Consider the following 22,405-nt stretch of genomic DNA (forward strand, 5'->3'; position numbering starts at 1 on the left):
GGATGAAATGCGTTCCGGATTACAACACCGTTGCATTAGGTATTTTTACTCATACGTTGCAGTCAACCTTGTAATCGAAAATAAAATAGCCGATTGCTAGACTTTCATTACGACTAAAGTTGAATACCAACGGAGTTTTCTGATGCGTCGCGCCTTCTCTCTGATTTGTCTGGCGTTTCTCTGCCAGCCCTTACAGGCCGCCAACAAAGACACATTTTTTGTTGGTATTGGTGATGCCAGCAGCGGTCAAACCTATCCCGTAAATGGCAGTAAATATCAGCCATTGCTTGATGCAGTGCTCTCGGCTTTTTCTTTGGAAGAAGGAATTGAAGTTGAATATGTTTCGTTAAATAGCGTTGATTATGATCGTTGGTTTAACGATAGCACCATCGATTTTAGGTTTCCTGACCATCCTCGCTGGACAGCAGCGAAGAGCCCGCTATTTTACAGCCAGCCGGTGGTAGGTGTGTGTGAGACCACACGGTTTTTACCGCAGAATCAATGGATGCGAGTTGAAGACGTTACCCGGTTAGGTGTGATTAAAGATTTACCTGTGTCCCGGGAGTGGTCAGAGCAAGAGATAAAAGGTTACACCAAAATTATTCGATTCGACGACACCGCAAGTATGATCGAGGCGCTTTTATCACATCACGTCGATGGCATATTGACCGATACTGAAGCACTCAGCGAAGCCACAAAACAACTTAATGTGGCGCAAAATCAATTGGTTTCGTCTGCGCATATTCCAGACAAGAAGAGTAGTCTACGGATTTCCAGCGAGCAGTATCCTGCTATGTTGGAGAAATTGGACGAATTTCTTAAGACACATCGCGGCATGATTGCGCAAATTGCTCGCCGCCATGGTTTAGATAACGGACGGGCCTGTGTGATCAGGCCCGCCGCAAAGCATCAGTCGGAATTAGCTGACTGATTGCGTTGATGCGACTGACGTGCACGGTGTTTTTTCACCGAGCGACGCATACGGGTAAGACGGGCATGATCCAGTTTACCCTGGCGAACGTCCACCATAGTCTGGGTTTCTTCGTCGAGTTGCACCAATTTACGCAGTGAATTGAGTTCAGCTAACGGTAACTCTACCCAGGCGCCCTGGGGCAATCGCTTCTGCAGTTCAACCGGCCCGTAACGCACACGCATCAGGCGACTTACCTGCACATCCTGTGATTCCCAAAGTCGACGCACTTCACGATTCTTCCCTTCTGACAAGGTCACGTTGTACCACTTGTTCATGCTGTCTTCGTCGTTCACTGAGTTAGAACGGGGCACGATGGTGGTGAACTTGGCTTTACCATCTTCCAGTTCAACACCGTCAGTGAGCGTTTTCAGCGTTTTACCGGATACTTCACCAAAAACACGTACAGCGTATTCACGTTCAACTTCACATTTCGGGTGCATCAAACGGTTTGCCAATTCACCGTCGTTGGTGAACAGTAAAAGACCGCTGGTGTTGATATCGAGTCGGCCCACGGCAATCCAGCGGCCCACGCGAATAGCCGGGAGACGTTCAAAGACTGTTGCACGGCCTTCTGGATCGTGACGACTACACAATTCGCCCTCAGGCTTGTTATACATGAGTACACGGCATACTGGCTTTTCCGTTTGGCGAGATAACAGATGTCCATCCACACGGATTTGCTGGGTAGGTTCAACGCGGTCACCTAAGGTAGCCACTTTACCGTCTACGGAAACGCGACCGGCGTCTATCCAGCGCTCCATTTCCCGACGTGAACCCAGGCCCTGATTAGCCAATACTTTTTGCAACTTTTCACTCATTTTCTTCTCGCTTTATGTTAGCGGTTTCAATCGCACGGTCTGATTCAGACGGTGCCTCCAGTGTTGCCGTCGACGGTGACGGCTCGTTGTCGTCCAGCGCTTCAAAAACTTCAGAGCTGGGTAAGTCGGCCAACGATTTTAACGAAAAATAATCTAAAAACTGTCGGGTAGTGGCATACAGCGACGGTCTGCCAGGGACCTCTTTATGCCCCACCACTTTTATCCATTCACGCTCAGTAAGCGTGCGGATGATATTACTACTGACAGCCACACCCCGAACGGCTTCAATTTCCCCCCGGGTGATTGGCTGTCGATATGCAATCAAAGCGAGTGTTTCCAGCATGGCCCGGGAATAACGCGGGGCTGATTCCTGCCACATCCGGCTAAGCCAAGGGCTTAAACTATCCAATGACTGAAAGCGGTAACCACTGGCCACTTCTACCAGTTGAATGCCCCGGGGCTGATAATCCAGCACCAGCTCTTTCAGCACTTCGTTTAGGGCCCGCTCGCTCACGGTAAATTCCGCCAATATGGTATCCCGCAATGCCAGCTTCGTCATTGGGCTGTCGGCGACAAATAAGGCCGCTTCCACCAGCTGTTTAAGCTGGTTTTTATTAATCTTCTTCATGACGGCCTAATTTTACATGAATTCTGGCAAACGGTCCTGTCTGAACACACATTAAAAGCTGTTCTTTAACTAATTCAAGAATGGCCAGGAACGAAACCACCACACCGGCACGGCCTTCTTCCAAGGTAAACAAGGCATCCAGAGGCGTGTAAGTTTCACCATTTACCTGCGCCAGGATCTGACTCATCCTCTCCCGGGTGCTTAAAGCTTCACGCTCAATGGTGTGATGCTCAAAAGCCGCCGCCCGTTTCATGGCATGACTAAACGCCAGCACAATTTCCTGCAACGACACATCCGGTTCGATACGCAACGGCTGCACACTCTCAGCCACATCGGCTTTAACGGCGAATATGTCTCGCTCCATGCGTGGCTGCTCATCCAGTGTTTGCGCCGCCTCTTTTACCGCTTCATATTCTTTCAAACGGCGTATGAGTTCGGCCCGGGGATCTTCCTCATCATCCTCTTCGTCACTTCGACGAGGTAATAGTAAACGGGATTTAATTTCCGCCAGAATCGCCGCCATTAGCAGATATTCCGCCGCCAGTTCCAGCTTGAGGGTTTTCATCACCTCAACGTATTCCATGTACTGCACAGTAATAGCAGCCACGGGCAATGTGACAATATCGAATTTCTGCTTACGAATAAGGTACAGGAGTAAGTCCAGCGGCCCCTCAAAGGTTTCCAGGATAACTTCCAGCGCGTCCGGCGGAATGTACAAATCCTCCGGCTTTTCAATTACCGCTTCGCCGTTAATAAACGCCAGCGGTAACGGCTGCTGTATAGGCGTGGAAACCACTGGTTCCTGCTGCTCTTCTGCCATGAGTACTACCGTAAATAGTCCTTTATTTGTCCGTGGTCAGGCTTATAAAAATGGCGAGGTATCACCGCTGCCTTCACGAATGATCTGCGCTTCACCGTCAGAAAAATCAACCACTGTCGTAGGCTGCTCGCCCAGATAACCACCGTGGATAATTAAGCCCACCTGCTTTTCCAGTTTGTCGCGAATTTCGTCCGGGTCGGATTCCGCCATGGTATTGCCGGGCAGGATCAGCGACGTAGACATCAGCGGTTCACCCAGTGTTTCCAGCAGTTTAAGCGCAATAATGTTATCAGGCACTCGAATACCAATGGTTTTACGTTTCGGATTTTGCAAACGCTTTGGCACTTCACTGGTCGCCTTGAACACAAACGTGTAGGGCCCCGGTGTATTGTTTTTGATTTGACGGAACGCCAGGTTGTCTACTTTAGCGTAGTTAGACAGTTCCGACATATCCCGGCACATCAGGGTAAACTGGTGTTCATTTTTTATCTGACGAATTTGACACAGACGCTCCAACGCCTTTTTATCGTCCATCTGACAGCCAATGGCGTAACCGGAATCGGTGGGATAAACAATGACTTCGCCCTGGTGAATGATATCTACCGCCTGATTTAGCAGACGTTGCTGCGGATTTTCAGGATGAATATAAAAAAACTGACTCATGATAATGTCCTGTTAGGGGTGGGCGGCAAAGGACCAGTCGTGCCACACAGGCGTAAGGCTGGATGAAATGCCCAGATTCCTTCCTAGTTCTGTCCACCGTGATGGAAAGTGGAAATCGGAGCCCGCTGACGCCAGCAAATTATGCTCGCTGGCCAGCTCGTTGATGAGTTTTTGCTTGTCAGGATTGATGCCCGGGAAGGCGGTTTCGATGGCGTCGCCACCATAACTGGCAAACTCAGCAACGAGTCGGCGTAGCCATTTTGCTGTAATGTCGTAGTGTGCCGGGTGAGCAAGCACAGCCTGCCCGCCAGCAGCGCGAATGTGTGTTACGGCCTGTTTGATCTCAGGCCAGACAGCTTTGATTGCCGCGCGTTTTCCTTTTCCGAGATACTTCTTAAATGCGGCGTCCATGGTTGCCACACCGTATTCATTCACTAATACGCGGGCGAAGTGTGCACGGGTCACCTGCCCAACACCTGCCATGGCAAAGGCTTTTTCAGTTACGCCATCAAAACCACATTTTTGCAGTTTTTCACCAATTTTAAGCGCCCGTTCACGACGAATATCCGCCTGATTCTGCAGAAAGGCTTTCAGCGCCTCATCATCTACATCAACGTTTAGCCCCACCACATGGATATCAAACCCGTGCCAGGCGGTGGAAATTTCAACACCATTGATGATGGTCAAGGCCCGTTTTTGTTTTGCTTGTGCCGCGTGCGCTTCAGGTAATCCAGCCAGTGTATCGTGGTCAGTGATGGCCAACACATCCACTTGCATGTTGTGCGCGCGCAGAATCAATTCCTCGGGAGTGAGGTGACCGTCTGAATGTTTGGTGTGACTATGTAGATCGATTTTCAATGTCTTATGCAAATTTCCGGTTGACACAACTTCAATTTTGTTTTCTTCTATAGGGCATATTATACGTACTAACGACTTCGATGCCTATCGAAGTTTCAAACAGAGATATCATGCGTAATCAATTATCAATCAGCAAAAAAATCAATGCAGTTTGGTGGTGGCACTCCCTGAATTAACGGGCGGTGTACGCGTGAGTGCGTGAAAGAACACAATAAAGGCCCGTTTTACGGGCCTTTTTTTTTAATCGCAGTTGGAGAATTTGCGACAATGAGTTTAGCGGAACTGGGCACACAACCAGGCAAAGTGGAAACCATCGAGCAGTCAGGGCAATATCTAAACGACCCGCTGGCCGCCTTCACTTTCCTGTGCGCCGACAAATCGAACGCACTGCTGTTGGAATCAGCAGAAATTGAAAGCAAAGACGACCTGCAGAGTCTGTTAATGGTAGACGCCGCCATGCGGCTGGTGTGTCGTGGTAATCAGGTTATTTGCACCGCCCTCACCCCAAACGGTGAATCGGTACTGCCACTGATTGAAGCGCAGCGACCAGAGGGCATGGATGTAGTACGAGACGGCGTTACTGTTACCCTTACCTGCCATGCTGCAGATCCGTCGCTGGATGAAGACTCGCGATTGAAAGCCGCCAGCGTGTTTGATGGCCTGCGAATGCTGGTAAAACAGATTACTCCACTTCGCCAGCATCCCCATGCGGTTTTCTTAGGCGGGGTATTTGCTTACGATCTGCTGGCAACCTTCGAGCAACTACCCGACGTGCCAGACGGCGAGAATGATTGCCCTGACTATGTATTTTATCTGGCAGAAACTTTACTCACTGTAGATCATCAGACAAAAGAAACTCACCTCGTCGGCAGTGTATTCAGTGGCCCCAATGTGGCGCAAAGCTATTTCGACATTGCTCAGCGATTAGAAAAATTGCAGGCTCGATTACAAGACATTCCGGCAGCACCAGAGGCCGACATCCACGCTCAGCCTGATACCACGGATGTTGATGTCGACAAGGACGATGCGGCCTACGCAAAAGATGTGGTTAACCTCAAACAACACATCCTTTCCGGCGACATATTCCAGGTGGTTCCTTCCCGTACGTTTTCGCTTCCCTGCCCCGACCCCATTGCTGCTTACGCCCAACTGAAAATCAGTAACCCTAGTCCTTACATGTTCTACATGAAAGACGAAAACTTCACGATTTTTGGTGCATCGCCCGAGTCAGCCATTAAATATGAAACGCAAACAAACCAGGTAGAAATTTACCCTATCGCGGGCACCCGCCCTCGCGGCAAACGTCCGAATGGCGAAATCGATCCGGATCTGGATAGCCGCATTGAATTAAATCTTCGTGAAGACGACAAAGAAAAAGCGGAACACATCATGCTGGTCGACCTGGCCCGTAACGACGTGGCCAAGGTAAGCCGTCCTGGCACTCGCTATGTCAAAGACTTACTAAAAGTCGATCGCTATTCACACGTGATGCATTTGGTATCCCGCGTGGTTGGCCAACTTCGCGACGACCTTGATGCGCTACATGCTTATCAAGCCTGTATGAACATGGGCACACTGGTAGGCGCACCAAAAGTCAGTGCGGCATCGCTTATTCGTGGCGTAGAGAAAAAACGTCGCGGCAGTTACGGCGGTGCCGTGGGCTATCTGAACGGAAACGGCGATATGGACACCTGTATTGTGATACGCTCCGCCTTCGTAAAAAACGACCGCGCCTATATTCAAGCTGGTGCTGGCGTCGTTTATGACTCCGATCCGCAGTCTGAAGCCGATGAAACCCGAACGAAAGCGCAGGCGGTGATAAATGCCGTTCGCCGCGCACTCAACACAGGAGAGAAATAATGAGCAACAAAATCACTGTTTTTCTTCTCGATAACATAGACTCTTTTACTTATAACCTGGTAGATGAATTGCGGGCGCTGGACTTACACATTATTGTGTATCGCAACACCGTCGATGCAGACATGCTATTCCAGCGCATGCAAAAGGAAGCCGAACAGTCGCCGGTACTGTTATTATTATCACCCGGACCCGGTGCGCCCCATGAAGCGGGTTGTATGCCTGCTTTGCTGAAAAAGGTACAGGGCGTATTCCCGGTTCTAGGTATTTGTCTGGGGCATCAGGCCATTGTGAATCACTACGGCGGCGTGGTAGACCGTGCCCGTGAAGTGATGCATGGTAAATCATCGCCCATTACCCATAGCGGTGAGGCCATGTTTGCAGGATTAGCGCAACCGCTGCACGTAGCGCGCTATCACTCACTGGTTGCCACGTCACTGCCAGATGGCCTTGAAACCATTGCTAGCTTCGGCGATAACACCATGGCGGTGTATCACCCAGAAGATAAAATGCTGGGATTCCAGTTCCATCCTGAGTCCATACTCACAGCCGACGGCAGTAAGCTTTTGTTGCAAAGTATCCACTATTTAACCGACAAGGAAATCGAACATGTATGATGCGTCAGTTGCACTTGAAGCTCTGTTTGCCAAAGAGCACCTGAGTCAGGCTCAATCGTTTTCTTTGTTCAACAGCATTATGCATGGTGAGCAACCTGAAACGATTCTGGCTACTGTCCTCACTGCACTGAAACTAAACGGTGAGTCACCGAACGAAATCGCGGGTGCCGCAAGTGCCATGGTGTCCAACGCTCTGCCGTTTCCAACGCCGGATTATGCCTTCGCTGATATCGTAGGCACCGGTGGTGATGGCCATCACACCATTAATATTTCCAGTGCCGCTGGCGTGGTTGCCGCCAGTTGCGGTGTGAAAGTCGCAAAGCACGGTAATCGCAGTGTGTCGAGTAAATCCGGCTCGGCGGATATTTTCCGCCAGTTCGGTATTAATTTAGAAATTAGTCCGGAAACTGCGCGAAAGTGCCTGGATGATGCCAACTTCTGCTTTCTGTTCGCACCGGTTTATCATTCCGGTATGCGACATGCTGCGCCCGTCCGCGCCGCGCTGAAAACCCGCACTATTTTTAATATTCTTGGCCCACTGGCCAACCCTGCCGGGCCGAGCCATGGCTTGTTTGGTGTGTATTCGCCGGATTTGCTGGAACCTTATGCCCGTACATTAATGTTGTTAGGTCAGCATCGCGCCATGATCGTACACGGCGCCGGTTTAGATGAACTGGCTTTGCATGGTGAATCGCAAATTATTGACCTTGAGCACGGCGACTTACGCTCGCTCACCGTTACCCCAGCAGACTTCGGTTTGCCGACCTATCCCCTTGAAGCCATTGCAGGCGGTGAACCAGAAGATAACCGCAAGATGGTGGAAGCCGCTCTGGCCGGTGAAGGCGAAGAAGCCCACCGCGCCGCTATCGCGATGAACTGTGGTGCCTTGTTGAAATTAACCGACACCGTTGCCAGTTTTAAAGAAGGCGCGGAAATGGCCATGGACGCGATGAGCCAGGGTAAGCCCTTAACCACATTAAATGCAGTAGCTGAAATCAGTCATCAGGAGAGTAGTACCGATGAGTAATGTGTTAGAACGCATTGTTGCCGATAAGCGCGTAGAAATTGATGCCCTTAAGGCGACAAAACCACTGGAATCGTTTAAGGATTCACTGACTCCGTCGAAGAAAAGTTTATTCGACGCCCTGAACCAGCCTAATGCCGGTTTTATTCTTGAGTGCAAAAAAGCGTCCCCTTCAAAAGGCCTCATCCGCCCGGTATTCGATCTGGACGAAATTCTCGCGGCCTATAAACCCCATGCGGCGGGCATATCGGTGCTCACTGACGAAAAGTATTTCCAGGGTAGTTTCGAATATCTTGCCTACGTTACCGAGCGCGTTGAACAACCTGTACTGAACAAAGATTTCTTTGTCGAGGCATATCAGGTTTATTTGGCCCGTCATTACAATGCCGATGCTATTCTACTGATGCTGAGTGTGTTAAGCGATGACGAATACCGCGAGCTGGCAACCCTGGCCGACTCCCTGTCGCTGGATATTCTTACCGAAGTCAGTAACGAGGAAGAAATGGTTCGCGCCATTGCGCTACAAGCCAAAATCATCGGTATCAACAACCGTGATCTCCGAGACCTGTCTACGGACTTGGCGACCACTGAAAAGCTCGTACCCATGCTCGAAAAAGCCACCCACGATTTCGTGGTCATTTCAGAATCCGGTATTTATACCCACGCAGATGTTCGCCGCCTTTCACCGCTTTGTCAGGGCTTCTTGGTCGGTAGCGCATTAATGGCGCAGAAGAACCTGCCTGCCGCGGTGCGCGGTCTGATTTACGGCGACATTAAAGTATGTGGTCTGACGAAAGTTGAAGATGCCAAAACAGTCTTCAGCCTGGGGGCTAACTACGGTGGTTTAATTTTTGCGCCGAAATCTAAACGATGTGTAACGGTGCAACAGGCGAAAACTATCGTAAACTCTGCACCGGGCCGTTATGTGGGTGTGTTTGTCGATCAGCCCATCGCTGACATCGTCGAAACCGCCACCAGCATGCATCTCCATGCGGTGCAACTGCATGGTAACGAAGACCGTGCCTATCGCCTGGCCCTGCGCGCCCAGTTACCGGCCTACTGTCAAATTTGGCAGGCTGCGGGTGTAACCGATTCATTGCCTGACAATGTGGTTGAATTACTGAACGACGATATTACCGCAGACCGCGTGTTGCTGGATTGCCAAATTGGCAATGAAAAAGGCGGTACCGGTAAAACCTTCGACTGGGATCTGTTGAACAACATTAACGATAAAACAAAATTAATCGTTGCCGGTGGTATTAACGCCGACAACCTGGTGGCCGCCCTGCAAACTGGCGCGACCACCGTTGATGTGAACTCGGGCGTGGAAGACGCTCCGGGCGAAAAATCTGCAGAAAAGCTGGCGGCGTTGTTTGCCACAGCCCGCCGCTACTAATTGAAAGTGCTACAGGATTATTCATGAACCAACTTGATTCAAAATTCGGGGAATTCGGCGGCATGTATGTGCCTGAACTGCTGATCCCTGCGCTTGACCAGCTTGAAAAAGCCTTTCTGGACGCAAAAGACGATCCGGCTTTTCAGCAAGAATTCACCTCTTTGCTGAAAGACTACGCAGGTCGCCCTACGGCCATGACGCTAACCCGTAATCTGGTTAGTAACCCGAAAGTAAAACTCTACCTGAAGCGTGAAGACTTGCTTCACGGCGGTGCCCACAAGACCAATCAGGTGTTGGGTCAGGCTCTGCTCACCAAGCGCATGGGCAAAACCGAAGTTATCGCCGAAACCGGCGCCGGTCAGCACGGTACAGCCACAGCCCTCGCTTGTGCCCTGTTGGGCCTGAAATGCCGCATTTATATGGGTGCAAAAGACGTTGAGCGTCAGGCGCCTAACGTGTTTCGTATGCGCTTAATGGGTGCGGAAGTGATTCCGGTTAATGCGGGTTCTGGCACCTTAAAAGATGCAGTTAACGAAGCCCTGCGCGACTGGTCTGCCAATTACGACAAAGCGCATTACCTGCTGGGTACAGCGGCGGGTCCTCATCCGTTCCCACACATTGTACGTGAATTCCACCTCATGATCGGTGAAGAAACCCGCGCACAAATTCTGGAAAAAGAAGGCCGCTTGCCTGACGCGGTCGTTGCCTGTGTTGGTGGTGGTTCGAACGCTATTGGTATGTTTGCTGACTTCATCGACGAACCGTCAGTGCGTTTGATTGGTGTCGAGCCAGGTGGTAAAGGCCTGCACACCGGCGAACACGGTGCCACCATCTGTACAGGTTCGAAAGGTATTCTGCACGGTGCATACACCTATATCATGCAAGATAAAGAAGGCCAGATTGAGGAAAGCTATTCAGTTTCTGCCGGTCTGGATTATCCAGCCGTTGGCCCGCAGCATGCCCATTTGGCGGCAACCGGCCGTGCTGAGTACGTGTCGGTCACTGACGAAGAGGCGCTGAACGCGTTCCAGTTGCTGGCGCGCAAAGAAGGTATCATTCCTGCGCTTGAGTCTTCGCATGCACTGGCTCACGCGCTGAATATGGCAGATGAAGCAGACGAGGAAACCGTGATTGTGGTGAACCTTTCTGGCCGTGGTGACAAAGATTTAGGTCACGTGATTAAGATTCTGGGAGAAGATTTCAATGGATCGCTATGAAGCAATGTTCGCGCGCCTGAACGACAAAAATGAAGGCGCATTTGTTCCATTCGTGATGGTGGGCGACCCGGATATCGAGACGTCGGAAAAAATCATTTGTCAGTTAATCGAAAGCGGTGCCGACGCATTGGAATTGGGTATTCCCTATTCCGATCCTATTGCCGATGGTCCGACGATCCAGGCTGCTGCCATTCGTGCGCTGGAAAACGGCGTAACCCCAGGAAAGTGCTTTGAAATGTTGGCTCGCGTACGCGCGAAATATCCTGACACGCCAATTGGTTTACTGCTGTACAGTAACCTGGTGGTAGTGCACGGCATCGACCATTTCTACGGACTGGCAAAAGACGCGGGGGTAGATTCTATTCTGGTTGCAGATGTACCGCTACGCGAAGCGAAACCTTTCCTGGATGTGGCAAACCAAACGGGTGTAGCGCAAATTTTGATTGCGCCCCCCAATGCCACTGAAGAAACGTTACAACAAATTGGTGAACACTCTCGCGGTTATACTTACCTGCTCGGTCGCGCGGGTGTAACCGGTGTCGAAACGGCTGCTGACGTGCCTGCAGAAGCGCTGATCAGCAAGTTGTCTGACTACCAATGTGCACCACCTATTCTTGGTTTTGGTATTTCAACCCCAGCCCAGGTGACTACCGCCATTCAAGCAGGTGCTGCAGGGGCTATTAGTGGCTCAGCCACGGTGAATATTATTGCTAAACACCTCGACGACTTGCCCGCCATGCTGGAAGCGTTGAATAGTTTTGTCAGCGATATGAAATCAGCCACCGCAAAGTAACGGAAAACAGATAAAGGAATCATTCATGTTTTATATGATTTGTGCCACTGATGTGGAAAACAGCCTGGAAAAACGTCTCGCAGCACGCCCTGATCACCTTTCGCGTTTGAATGCACTGAAAGATGAAGGTCGCTTATTAATCGCAGGGCCCTTCCCGGCCATCGACAGCGACGACCCGGGCCCTGCGGGTTTTACCGGTTCTTTGGTTGTTGCTGAGTTCGACTCGCTGGAAACGGCAAAAGCGTGGGCAGAGGCCGATCCTTACGTAGCAGCTGGGGTTTATGCCGATGTGGTGGTTAAACCTTACAAGAAAGTACTTCCATAAGTACAACAGCCTTTAACAACGGGAGCCAAATGGCTCCCGTTTTTTTTAACAGTATGAATGTTCGTGGTTTAGCTGCCTTCAGGGATGATTCAGGCAATGTTCATTTAACGTGGTTATGCTAGGATACCAACATGAGGAACATTGTTTACCTGTGCTGGTTCACCTGTTGAGGCTGTATGAATATTTTAAAAATCATGACCGTTGCGGTTTTTCTGTTGGCAATGCCATTGTCGCAGCAAGCACACGCGCGTCAGGATAAACAGGCAACCCAGCAGATAGACCGCAGTCAGGCTGCTGCCAAAGCACAGCAACAGGTAAAAGGACGTGTACTCCGCGTGGATCAGACCCGCTTTGCATACCGGGTTAAAATGTTAAAGAAAAATGGCCGGGTGATCTCCGTTGACGTGGATAAGAACACAGGACGGGTTCAGCCGGTAAAAGAAAAGGACTAACGCCAACCATGCGTGTTTTAATTGCCGAAGATGACAGTCGCCTGCTAACCCAACTCGATAGTCTGCTGCAACAACATGGTTACAGTGTAGATTTAGCCGATAACGGCAATAATGCTTTATATCAACTCGTAGAAGTCAGTTACGATGCCGCAATTGTCGATATTGGCTTGCCCGGCATTGATGGTTTTGACGTTATTCGAACCGCCCGTCAAAAAGATATTAAGACCCCTATCCTCATTCTCACAGCCCGTGATCGTTGGCAAGAGAAAGTAGAAGGCCTGGACGCCGGGGCCGATGATTACCTTACGAAACCTTTTCACAACGAAGAACTTCTGGCCCGGGTGAAAGCACTTATCCGACGATCATCTGGTCAGGCGAACCCAACTATTCAGTTTGGTCCGGTTTCGTTAGATACGGTTGCCGAAGAAATCACCTTGCACGAAGAACGCTTAGAATTAACTGCGTACGAATACAAGGTGATGGAATACCTGATGCTGAACCCGCAGAAAATTGTGTCAAAAACCGAACTTACCGAACACATTTACGACCAGGATTTCGACCTCGACAGTAATGTTATTGAAGTGTTTGTTGGCCGTCTGCGTAAAAAACTCGACCCCGATGGTTCACTCAAACCCATCGAAACCCTGCGTGGTCGCGGTTACCGTTTGAATCGGGATCTATGACCAACCTTTCTTTGCGGTTACGTAGCATTTTATTGGCCTTAGTGGCGCTGATTGTGTTCATCCCTGTTACAGTAATTACCCTCGACAAGGCTTATACGGAAAGCCTGACCCAGGCCAAACATAATGAACTGAAACTGATGAATCTGGCGCTGGTTTCTGCCTTCGAATTAGATGGCGACACTCCGTACATGCCAGAAGTGCTGTACGAAGAGCAGCTAAATTTGCCCGATTCAGGCTACATCGGACTTATCATTTTTCGCAACAAAGTGGTTTGGAAGTCTGCATCGGCATTGAACAATGCGGTGATTGCGCAACCACTGTCCCCTGATGTGGGCGATGAACGGTTCGTCACTGAAGACAGCGGCGCACTGTCCAATATCGACAGTTATTTCTCTTACGCCTTTACCGCCGAATTTGCCTCTGATTCAGGTTTTGAAGCCGTCCATTTCTATATTCTAAATAATCGTGCAGAGTTTAATATTGAGCGGGATGCGTACCTGGATACCCTCTGGCAATGGCTGTTATTGCTAAGCGCAGGGCTTCTGATCTTATTGATTGTGGGTATTAATGTGGTATTGGCCCCGGTTCGCGGCCTTATTCGAGAAATACGCTTAACAGCAAGCGGTCATCAACCGGCCCTGGATAACACTTACCCGGTTGAGTTCACCCCGCTTAAAAACAGCATAAATCGCTTGTTGGAGGCCGAAGCCCAACAGCGCAGCCGGTATAAAAATAGTCTTGGCGACCTTGCCCATAGTCTTAAAACCCCGCTAGCAGCAGCAATGGGCACGCCTGCCCTACCTGATGACGCTTATGAATCTTTGGTACAGATTGATCACATCATCCAACGTCAGTTAAAACGTGCGGCAGCCGCAAAGTCTGGCTGGCAAGCCAGCGTCGATGTCGCGCCAGTGGTAGATAAACTATTTAGTGCTATGCTGAAAGTGCATCGCGATGCTGAACTCACACTGACCCGGGAAGGCGACGCCAGTTGCCAGTTCGAAGGCGACGGTACTGATTTAATGGAAATGCTCGGAAATGTTGTTGATAACGCCTGTAAAGCCGCCAGCAGTCGGGTATTAGTTTCATTATCGCGTCAGCAAGGTTGGAGTCATATCACCATTGAAGATGATGGGCCCGGCATACCAGACGATCAGAAAGACGCTTTGCTGGAACGGGGCGAACGTCTCGATACCTATACCGAAGGCCAAGGTATTGGTTTGGCTGTTGTTGCAGATCTTGTTGCCATATACGAAGGACGATTAGATATTGCAGACAGCCATCTCGGCGGTGCAGCAATCACACTGTCTTTTCCGGTATAGCAACCTGCCGTTTCCGTTATAAAGATGTGAAAAATAGCCTTAAATGTTGAGAATTCATACTGGTATAACCATAACCACTATGAATGCTTACCATAAATACAACACTATAATTTATCTTTAAAGGTAAAACCAATCTGCTCAATTCTTATTCGACTGGATTTTGCGATATATGCAAGCCATTGAAATTAATTAAATTAATATAAAAACGAATTTACGGTTATAGGAAAGAAAAATCGACATGCAACATCGCGCTAACATAAGTGGCTTGCATATGCCCAGTGGTTCACTTTCTGACATTACGTAAACACTAAAAATCAGTTAATATGTCCTTCATTTTTATACGCGTATAGCTAAGACCGTCTTAATTTTACGTCCGAAAAACCCAAGACCGAGAGAACACTATGAGTTTGTATTCAGAATATCTGGCAGAGATCGAAACCCGTAAAAAGGAATTAGGTCTTAACCCGAAGCCAATCGACAGTGCTGATCTGCTGTCTGAGATTATTGCTCAAATCAAAGATACTTCTAACGAGCACCGTGAAGACTCTTTAAAATTCTTTATTTACAACACGCTGCCAGGCACCACTAGCGCGGCGGGTGTTAAAGCACAATTCCTGAAAGAAATTGTTCTTGGCGAAGAGAAAGTAGAAGAAATCACGCCAGAGTTTGCACTTGAACTGCTTTCTCACATGAAAGGTGGTCCTTCTGTTGAAGTACTACTGGATCTGGCATTGTCTGATGACGAAGCGGTTGCAAAACCTGCTGCTGAAGTATTGAAAACTCAGGTATATCTGTACGACGCAGATACCGAGCGTCTGGAAGCGGCATTCAAAGCGGGCAACCCAATCGTTAAAGATATTCTGGAAAGCTACGCGAAAGCAGAATTCTTCACCAAGCTTCCTGATGTACCAGAAAAAATTGAAGTGGTTACCTATATCGCGGCTGAAGGTGATATCTCTACTGACCTGCTTTCTCCAGGTAACCAGGCTCACTCTCGTGCCGACCGTGAACTGCACGGCCAATGTATGATCACGCCTGAAGCACAACAAGAAATCGTTGAGCTAGGTAAAAAGCACCCTAACGCTAAAGTCATGCTGATCGCAGAAAAAGGCACCATGGGCGTAGGTTCTTCTCGTATGTCTGGTGTGAACAACGTAGCACTGTGGGCCGGCGAGCCTACCAGCCCGTACATTCCTTTTGTAAACAAAGCCCCTGTAGTTGCTGGTACTAACGGTATCGCTCCTATCTTCCTGACAACCGTTGGCGTAACCGGTGGTATCGGTCTGGACCTGAAAAACTGGGTTAAGAAAACTGACGAAAATGGTGAAGTGGTTCGCGATGCAAATGGCGACCCTGTACTGGAAGAAGCTTACTCTGTTGCTACCGGTACGGTACTGACCATCGATACCAAAGCGAAGAAGCTTTACAACGGTTCTGAAGAACTGGCTGATGTTGCTGACGCGTTTACGCCACAAAAAGTTGAATTCATGAAAGCCGGCGGTTCATACGCTGTAGTTTTCGGTAAGCAACTGCAAACTTTCGCAGCTGAAACTTTGGGTGTAACTGCACCAGACGTTTACGCGCCATCTAAAGAAGTATCACACGAAGGCCAGGGCCTGACTGCTGTTGAGAAAATTTTCAACCGTAACGCAGTCGGTGTGAACTCTGACTCTCCATTACATGCTGGTTCAGACGTACGTGTGAAGGTAAACATTGTAGGTTCTCAGGACACCACAGGCCCAATGACCTGTCAGGAACTGGAATCTATGGCGGCTTCAACCATCTCTCCAATTGTTGATGGTGCCTATCAGTCTGGCTGTCACACTGCATCGGTATGGGATAAGAAAGCCCAGGCTAACATTCCTAAGCTGATGTCTTTCATGAACAACTTTGGTGTTATCACAGCCCGTGACCCGAAAGGCGTTTACCACTCAATGACTGACGTTATTCACAAAGTGCTTAACGACATCACTGTAGATGACCGCGCAATCATCATTGGTGGTGACTCGCACACCCGTATGTCAAAAGGTGTCGCTTTCGGTGCTGACTCCGGTACGGTAGCACTGGCACTGGCAACAGGTGAAGCAGCAATGCCTATTCCTGAGTCTGTGAAAGTGACCTTTAAAGGTAGCATGAAAGAGCACATGGACTTCCGTGATGTTGTTCACGCAACTCAAGCGCAAATGCTGAAGCAATTCGCTGGTGAAAACGTGTTCCAGGGCCGTGTTATCGAAGTTCAAATCGGTACCCTGCTGGCTGACCAAGCATTCACGTTCACCGACTGGACAGCTGAAATGAAGGCGAAAGCCTCAATCTGTATCTCTGATAACGAAACCATGATTGCATCACTGGAGCTGGCGAAGAGCCGTATCCAGATCATGATCAACAAAGGAATGGATAACGACGCTAACATGCTACAAGGCCTTATCGACCTGGCAGACAAGCGTATTGCTGAGATCAAGTCTGGTGAAGAGCCAGCTCTGGCACCTGACGACAACGCGAAATATTTCGCAGAAGTGGTTGTTGACCTCGACCAAATCGACGAGCCAATGATTGCCGACCCAGACGTTAACAACGAAGACGTATCTAAGCGTTATACCCACGATGTTATCCGTCCAGTTTCTTACTACGACGGTAAGCCAGTTGACCTGGGCTTCGTAGGTTCTTGTATGGTTCACAAAGGCGACATGCAAATCATTGCACAAATGCTGCGTAACCTGGAAAAACTGAACGGTTCGGTTAGCTTTAAAGCGCCACTGGTTGTTGCTCCACCTACGTACAACATTGTTGACGAGCTGAAAGCAGAAGGCGACTGGGACATTCTGGCGAAATACGCAGGCTTCCAGTTTGACGATGCGAAACCAAAAGAAGCAGCACGTACTAAGTACGAAAACATTCTGTACCTTGAGCGCCCTGGATGTAACCTGTGTATGGGTAACCAGGAAAAAGCGGAGCCAGGCGATACAGTAATCGCGACTTCAACCCGTTTGTTCCAAGGCCGTGTTGTTGCCGATACAAGCGAGAAGAAAGGTGAATCACTGCTGGGTTCTACGCCGCTGGTAGTACTGTCTACTGTACTAGGTCGCTTCCCAACTGCAGAAGAGTACAAGCAAGCAGTTGCAGGCATCGACCTGACCAAGTTTGCTCCACCCGCTGACGATCTTGCTGTTAAGCCTAAGTTCGAAGCAGATGTTGCGGTGAAGAACGTTTAATAAACGATTGTTAGTACGATATAGAAGGCCCCGACATTGTCGGGGCTTTTTTATGGGCAATTCAACGCTGCAATTTTTCTAAAGTCCTCGAATTCGATGACTATAAATTTACACGCTGAGAATCACTCCCCGTCAATCTCAACACAATGATATTCTTCATCACTGAGGGTGAGCGTCGCTTCTTTCCCCTTACTCCAAAACACCACGTCGCTGCCCGTATATTTAGCACCTGAAGCACTGATACCCGGAGTGAGTACCATGGCAGTTGCTCCAATCTGAAGCATGGCTTTATTGTTGCCGTCTACCTGAAAAATCACTGAACCGGCAACACCACAGTCGTATTGGTAAGGATGTCCGACAATGGCTTCTTTCTCTGCACCGCTGTCACACGCGGTAAGAAAAAGAAGAGCGGCTGACAATGCAATGCCATGAATTAGCACTTTTTGCTTCACGAATTTCTCCTAACGTTAGTTTCCCTGTTTTGACCGCAACAGACTTGAGACGCATTCGGACACTTGTTATTTATGCATAAGCAACAACGAATTACTTATACGTCTGTGCCCGTTCCGTATTTTCATCTAGTATGGCTCATCTTAGCCGTTTGAACATTTTGCATACAACCATGACTAAATCCGATTCATCTTCTTACGACAACAACCGGTTGCCTTTTGACGACTCACTACTGGTTGAAGAAGTGCCGTTGGCGATCTCCGTTAACGATATCAGTCTGGTTGTCATGATGATATCTCCGGATGATATCGAAGACTTCATTACCGGTTACTTTCTTACCGAGCAAATCATTGCCGCCCCCATCGAAATTAAAGATATCCGCATTGAGCGAAATGAAACCGGGATTGAAGCCAACGTCAGCCTTACCGGCCGTCGTGAGCACCTGCTAAAGTCACGGCGTTTTGCACGGGTCAATGCAGGATGCGGTATTTGCAATCACACTGCCCTTGAACAGGCGTTTCCGTCAATTAACACCCATGCAACCTGGCATCACTTGCCAGTCTGTGACTTCAGCACGCTCAGAGACGCGATGGATACACATCAGGAAAAGGCCCGCAAAACGGGGGCGCTGCATGCTGCGCTTTTTGGTGTACACAATGACATCATACTTGGTCGGGAAGATATAGGCCGTCATAACGCGTTAGATAAAGTGATCGGTGCTGTGCGCAAACGCATAGATAACCCTGAGGAAGGCTATCTGGTGGTAACCAGTCGCTGCGGCGTTGAGCTGGTGCAAAAAGCGGTGATAGCCGGGTTTACCACATTGGTCAGCTTTTCCTCGCCCACGTCACTGGCAGTATCGTTTGCCAGGCAGCATAAATTGAATCTGGTGTTTCTACCAAGAAACAACCAGCCGGTAATTTTCTCCCAGAAGGTTCAGCAACATGGCAGTTAAATCGACTAAGGCAGGCGGACTGCCTTCCATCAAGTCCACCGTAAATCAGCTTATCAAGAGTAAGCAGGTGCGCCAAAATATGGTTAATCTGTACCGGGTAAATAAGCACAACGGGTTTGATTGTCCGGGTTGCGCCTGGGGCGATGAAAAAGACGGTACTTTCCGCTTCTGCGAGAATGGCGCTAAAGCCGTGGCCTGGGAGTCTACAGAACTCACTGTGGGCCCTGAATTCTTTGCTCAACATACGGTGAGTGAGTTGAATAAGCAGTCTGATCATTGGCTGGAAGGGCAAGGTCGCCTCACTCACCCTCTTCGCTACAATGCACAATCTGATCGCTACGAGCCTATCAGTTGGGACGATGCCTTTGCATTAGTCGCTGATAAGTTAAAAAGTCTGCACTCCCCTGACGAACTTGAGTTGTATACCTCTGGACGTGCCAGTAATGAAGCGTCGTTTATATACCAGATGTTTGGTCGTGCGTTCGGCAGCAATAACTTTCCCGACTGCTCAAACATGTGCCATGAGGCCAGTGGCATCGCGCTGAACCAATCTATCGGTGTGGGTAAAGGCACCGTAGTGCTCAAAGATTTTACGCTGGCCGACACCATTTTCGTGTATGGGCAGAATCCAGGCACCAACCACCCGCGTATGCTTAACGCCCTGCGCGCGGCAGCGAAACGTGGCGCCACCATTGTGTCGGTGAATAACTTAAAGGAAGTGGGCTTACAGAAATTTGCCAGCCCACAAAAGCCTGCCGAGTTACTTGGTCTGGAAACTGTGCAAATCAGCAGTCGTTATGTGTCTCCCAAATTGGGCGGTGACTATGCCGTTGCCCGCGGTATGGCCAAAGCGATATTCGCCAATCACGCAGATAAAATCGATAGCAGCTTCGTAGACGACCATACCGCTGGCTTCGCGGAATACCAAACCGTGGTAGAAAGCACGAGTTGGGAAGCCATCGAACAACAAAGCGGCCTCGACAAAGCAACACTGGAAGAGTTGGCAATGCTGTTTGTTGCCTCATCAAAAACTATTTCCACGTGGGCCATGGGCATTACCCAGCATTTATATTCGGTAGAGACCATCAAAGAAATCGTCTCTTTGCATCTGCTAACCGGCGCCCTTGGTTTGCCAGGAGCAGGCTTAAGTCCCGTACGCGGCCACAGCAATGTTCAGGGCAACCGCACCATGGGCATTCTGGAATCGCCAAAGCCTGATTTTAATCAGCGCATGAAAGATACCTTTGGGTTTAACCCACCTGAAAAACCCGGGCACCGGGTTTACGACATGTTGGCAGCGCTGCATGCGAAACAGAGTCGCGTGTTAATTTGCCTGGGCGGAAATATTGTTGCCGCAAATGCCGATACACCGTTCACTACAGCCAGCGTAGGCAACGCCGAGTTGCTCGTCAGCATTGCCACCAAACTCAATCGTACACACGTAACTGCGAAGCACGACGCGCTTCTGCTGCCTTGCCTGGGTCGCACAGAGGTCGATATGCAGGCAAGCGGTAATCAGGCAATTACCGTAGAAGATACCTTCAGCATGGTACATGGCTCCACCGGTACTACGGAACCGCAAAGCGATAACATTAAATCAGAAACCGAGATCATTGCCCGCATTGCAGCCCATACTCTGGGTGAAAACACACCGGTAAACTGGCAGGCGCTGATTGATAATTACGACAACATTCGCGATTTAATTGCAAAAGTGATCCCCGGATTTGACGATATGAACGAGAAAATCGCTGAGCCCGGCGGCTTTCATTTATACAATGCGGCGGCCAATCGGGAATGGAAAAATCAGGCTGGAAAAGCGCTGTTTAATACAAACGCCCTGCCCGAGCATTTGTTCAGCGACAACGTGCTAGCACGCATTAAACAGCAGTCGCAGCCGGTATTCACGATGCAAACCCTGCGCTCTCACGATCAATACAACACCACGATTTACGGGATGAACGACCGTTATCGCGGCGTATTTGGCGAGCGTAACATTGTATTCATGAACGCTGAAGATCTCGCGAGACTGAATATTCAGGAAGGCGCACTGGTCGATATTGAAACGGTGTGGAGCGACGATGTTGTACGCAAGGTCACTCGCTTTAAAGCACTGAGCTACGACATCCCTCAGGGCAATGTGGCAAGTTACTACCCAGAAGCGAATCCACTGGTACCGTTTCACAGTGTGGGTAAATTGAGCGCCACCCCCACCTCAAAAGCGGTACCGGTGAAAATTACGCCTGTGGCGGTGATTCACTAGCCTGCGTGGACTTTACTATTCAATCAAAAATGCAGCTCATGTCACGGCAGTTGCAAAACCTTTGCTGCACGGATAACCTTTGATTTGAGGTAGGATTTTCAGTCATATCAAGGATGATTTTATGAAGTACTTTTTAGTCTTCGTTACTTTTGTCGTTTCTCTCAGTGCGAATGCGGCAGTAACAGAATGGGTCGATCTCACATTGGAACGGGGCCACGTTTATTTACCGGTGTCTGTCGAAGGTGTTGAAACGAAAGCAATGCTCGACTCAGGTTCAAGTGTTCATGCCATCAATAAAGCATTCGTAAATAAAAATGAGCTCGATCTTGCCTCGGGAGGCAAGATGCTCATAAAGGGTGTGCACAGCACCGCGAGACGTAGCACCTACAATAACGTGAAGGTGAATCTATTTGGTGCTGATTTCACGTTAAACGATGTTGTCGAATTTAGTATGGGCCATCACTCTCGTGGATTGCTGCTCGGCGCGACTTTCTTTCACCCCTTTGTGATGCAGATAGACTATCCGGCCAATAAAATTCGGCTATTGACCCGCGATAGTGTCGACATGAACAAAGCAGCAAATGTAAATTCCGCCGCGGATAAAGAACACGGCATGCCCATCGCTCAAATTGAAATTAACGGCCAACCGCTCTGGTTTCTGGTTGATACTGGCAACAGCGGCGGCATTTTTATGGAACGACGTTATGCCTCGATGGCGGGCTTATTCGAAAGCGTTGAAGGTGAAGGCTATTCATCTGGGGTAAACAGTTCAGGTATTCAGGAAGTCGCTACGGCGAAAACAGTACAATTTGGCCCTTTTGAGATTTCCGATGTGAAGGTCAGATTTCCTGCCCCAGGAGAAACGACTAATTTGGAAAGTCAGTATTCTACTACCAGCACGCGCATTAAAGGCAAACGAATAGCAGGCATTTTGGGCTACGGCTTGTTCAAAGACTTCCTGTTAACCATTGATTACCAAACGGGTAAAATTCATGTGGCTTTGCCACCCGATGAGTCCTGATTTCCTGAACGCATTTACGCTACAACGTGACAGATAACTAAAAGGTAATCTGTCACGCCTT

21 protein-coding genes are annotated in these 22,405 nt (G+C 49.3%); 15 read left to right on the forward strand and 6 right to left on the reverse strand.

Annotated elements, in window-relative coordinates:
* Positions 1-142 precede the first annotated feature (142 nt).
* On the forward strand, positions 143-931 hold the full coding sequence (locus BFC18_RS17015; RefSeq protein WP_070126759.1) for a type 2 periplasmic-binding domain-containing protein: 789 nt from the start codon (positions 143-145) through the stop codon (positions 929-931).
* Here the strand turns inward: BFC18_RS17015 and rluB are convergent.
* The 5 genes from rluB to BFC18_RS17040 are packed head-to-tail and all read right to left on the reverse strand — an operon-like array spanning position 910 to position 4,760.
* Entirely contained in the window at positions 910-1,791 is an 882-nt protein-coding gene (rluB, locus tag BFC18_RS17020; RefSeq protein WP_070126760.1) for a 23S rRNA pseudouridine(2605) synthase RluB, read from the reverse strand. The two genes, BFC18_RS17015 and rluB, sit on opposite strands and share 22 nt — an antisense overlap.
* The gene (gene scpB / locus BFC18_RS17025; protein WP_070126761.1) at positions 1,784-2,419 is read right to left on the reverse strand and encodes an SMC-Scp complex subunit ScpB; all 636 of its coding nucleotides are present in this window, start codon (positions 2,417-2,419) and stop codon (positions 1,784-1,786) included. The genes rluB and scpB overlap by 8 nt, the downstream gene beginning before the upstream one ends.
* Positions 2,406-3,239, reverse strand: a complete 834-nt coding sequence (locus BFC18_RS17030; protein WP_070126762.1) for a segregation and condensation protein A — start codon at positions 3,237-3,239, stop codon at positions 2,406-2,408. Before BFC18_RS17030 ends, scpB begins: the two co-directional genes overlap by 14 nt.
* A 42-nt stretch (positions 3,240-3,281) precedes the next feature.
* Positions 3,282-3,902, reverse strand: coding sequence for an L-threonylcarbamoyladenylate synthase (locus BFC18_RS17035; protein ID WP_070126763.1), 621 nt, complete (start codon positions 3,900-3,902; stop codon positions 3,282-3,284).
* A 12-nt stretch (positions 3,903-3,914) separates the two neighbouring features.
* Positions 3,915-4,760, reverse strand: a complete 846-nt coding sequence (locus BFC18_RS17040) for a PHP domain-containing protein (protein WP_070126764.1) — start codon at positions 4,758-4,760, stop codon at positions 3,915-3,917.
* A 267-nt stretch (positions 4,761-5,027) separates the two neighbouring features.
* Here BFC18_RS17040 and BFC18_RS17045 point away from each other — a divergent pair, with 267 nt between their 5' ends.
* The 11 genes from BFC18_RS17045 (at position 5,028) to BFC18_RS17095 (ending at position 17,658) form a co-directional block, all read left to right on the forward strand.
* Positions 5,028-6,620, forward strand: a complete 1,593-nt coding sequence (locus BFC18_RS17045) for an anthranilate synthase component 1 (protein ID WP_070126921.1) — start codon at positions 5,028-5,030, stop codon at positions 6,618-6,620.
* Complete coding sequence (locus BFC18_RS17050) at positions 6,620-7,234, forward strand: aminodeoxychorismate/anthranilate synthase component II (RefSeq protein ID WP_070126765.1); 615 nt, start codon at positions 6,620-6,622, stop codon at positions 7,232-7,234. The genes BFC18_RS17045 and BFC18_RS17050 overlap by 1 nt, the downstream gene beginning before the upstream one ends.
* Positions 7,227-8,261: an anthranilate phosphoribosyltransferase gene (trpD, locus tag BFC18_RS17055; RefSeq protein ID WP_070126766.1), complete on the forward strand. Its 1,035-nt coding sequence runs from the start codon at positions 7,227-7,229 to the stop codon at positions 8,259-8,261. The genes BFC18_RS17050 and trpD overlap by 8 nt, the downstream gene beginning before the upstream one ends.
* Positions 8,254-9,654, forward strand: a complete 1,401-nt coding sequence (gene trpCF / locus BFC18_RS17060) for a bifunctional indole-3-glycerol-phosphate synthase TrpC/phosphoribosylanthranilate isomerase TrpF (protein ID WP_070126767.1) — start codon at positions 8,254-8,256, stop codon at positions 9,652-9,654. Before trpD ends, trpCF begins: the two co-directional genes overlap by 8 nt.
* A gap of 23 nt (positions 9,655-9,677) precedes the next feature.
* Entirely contained in the window at positions 9,678-10,871 is a 1,194-nt protein-coding gene (gene trpB / locus BFC18_RS17065) for a tryptophan synthase subunit beta (protein WP_070126768.1), read from the forward strand.
* The gene (gene trpA / locus BFC18_RS17070) at positions 10,858-11,664 is read left to right on the forward strand and encodes a tryptophan synthase subunit alpha (RefSeq protein ID WP_070126769.1); all 807 of its coding nucleotides are present in this window, start codon (positions 10,858-10,860) and stop codon (positions 11,662-11,664) included. Before trpB ends, trpA begins: the two co-directional genes overlap by 14 nt.
* 25 nt (positions 11,665-11,689) lie before the next feature.
* Positions 11,690-11,989 carry a YciI family protein gene (locus BFC18_RS17075; protein ID WP_070126770.1) on the forward strand — a complete coding sequence of 100 codons (300 nt, stop codon included), beginning with the start codon at positions 11,690-11,692 and terminating at the stop codon, positions 11,987-11,989.
* A 176-nt stretch (positions 11,990-12,165) separates the two neighbouring features.
* A complete protein-coding gene (locus BFC18_RS17080) occupies positions 12,166-12,441 on the forward strand; it encodes a PepSY domain-containing protein (RefSeq protein WP_070126771.1) in 276 nt (91 codons plus the stop codon).
* An 8-nt stretch (positions 12,442-12,449) separates the two neighbouring features.
* Positions 12,450-13,124, forward strand: a complete 675-nt coding sequence (locus BFC18_RS17085) for a response regulator transcription factor (RefSeq protein WP_070126772.1) — start codon at positions 12,450-12,452, stop codon at positions 13,122-13,124.
* Positions 13,121-14,446, forward strand: coding sequence for an ATP-binding protein (locus BFC18_RS17090; protein WP_070126773.1), 1,326 nt, complete (start codon positions 13,121-13,123; stop codon positions 14,444-14,446). The genes BFC18_RS17085 and BFC18_RS17090 overlap by 4 nt, the downstream gene beginning before the upstream one ends.
* A 401-nt stretch (positions 14,447-14,847) precedes the next feature.
* The gene (locus BFC18_RS17095; RefSeq protein WP_070126774.1) at positions 14,848-17,658 is read left to right on the forward strand and encodes a bifunctional aconitate hydratase 2/2-methylisocitrate dehydratase; all 2,811 of its coding nucleotides are present in this window, start codon (positions 14,848-14,850) and stop codon (positions 17,656-17,658) included.
* A 122-nt stretch (positions 17,659-17,780) separates the two neighbouring features.
* On the opposite strand, the gene BFC18_RS17100 is transcribed toward BFC18_RS17095, so the two are convergent.
* A complete protein-coding gene (locus tag BFC18_RS17100; RefSeq protein ID WP_070126775.1) occupies positions 17,781-18,110 on the reverse strand; it encodes an MliC family protein in 330 nt (109 codons plus the stop codon).
* 170 nt (positions 18,111-18,280) lie between these two features.
* Here BFC18_RS17100 and fdhD point away from each other — a divergent pair, with 170 nt between their 5' ends.
* The 3 genes from fdhD (at position 18,281) to BFC18_RS17115 (ending at position 22,344) form a co-directional block, all read left to right on the forward strand.
* Positions 18,281-19,063, forward strand: coding sequence for a formate dehydrogenase accessory sulfurtransferase FdhD (gene fdhD, locus BFC18_RS17105; RefSeq protein ID WP_170826618.1), 783 nt, complete (start codon positions 18,281-18,283; stop codon positions 19,061-19,063).
* Positions 19,053-21,323, forward strand: a complete 2,271-nt coding sequence (locus tag BFC18_RS17110) for an FdhF/YdeP family oxidoreductase (protein WP_070126777.1) — start codon at positions 19,053-19,055, stop codon at positions 21,321-21,323. The genes fdhD and BFC18_RS17110 overlap by 11 nt, the downstream gene beginning before the upstream one ends.
* A 121-nt stretch (positions 21,324-21,444) precedes the next feature.
* Entirely contained in the window at positions 21,445-22,344 is a 900-nt protein-coding gene (locus BFC18_RS17115; RefSeq protein ID WP_070126778.1) for a pepsin/retropepsin-like aspartic protease family protein, read from the forward strand.
* Positions 22,345-22,405: the final 61 nt, after the last annotated feature.

It is taken from the genome of Alteromonas confluentis (assembly GCF_001757105.1).
Classification (GTDB): Bacteria; Pseudomonadota; Gammaproteobacteria; order Enterobacterales; family Alteromonadaceae; genus Alteromonas; species Alteromonas confluentis.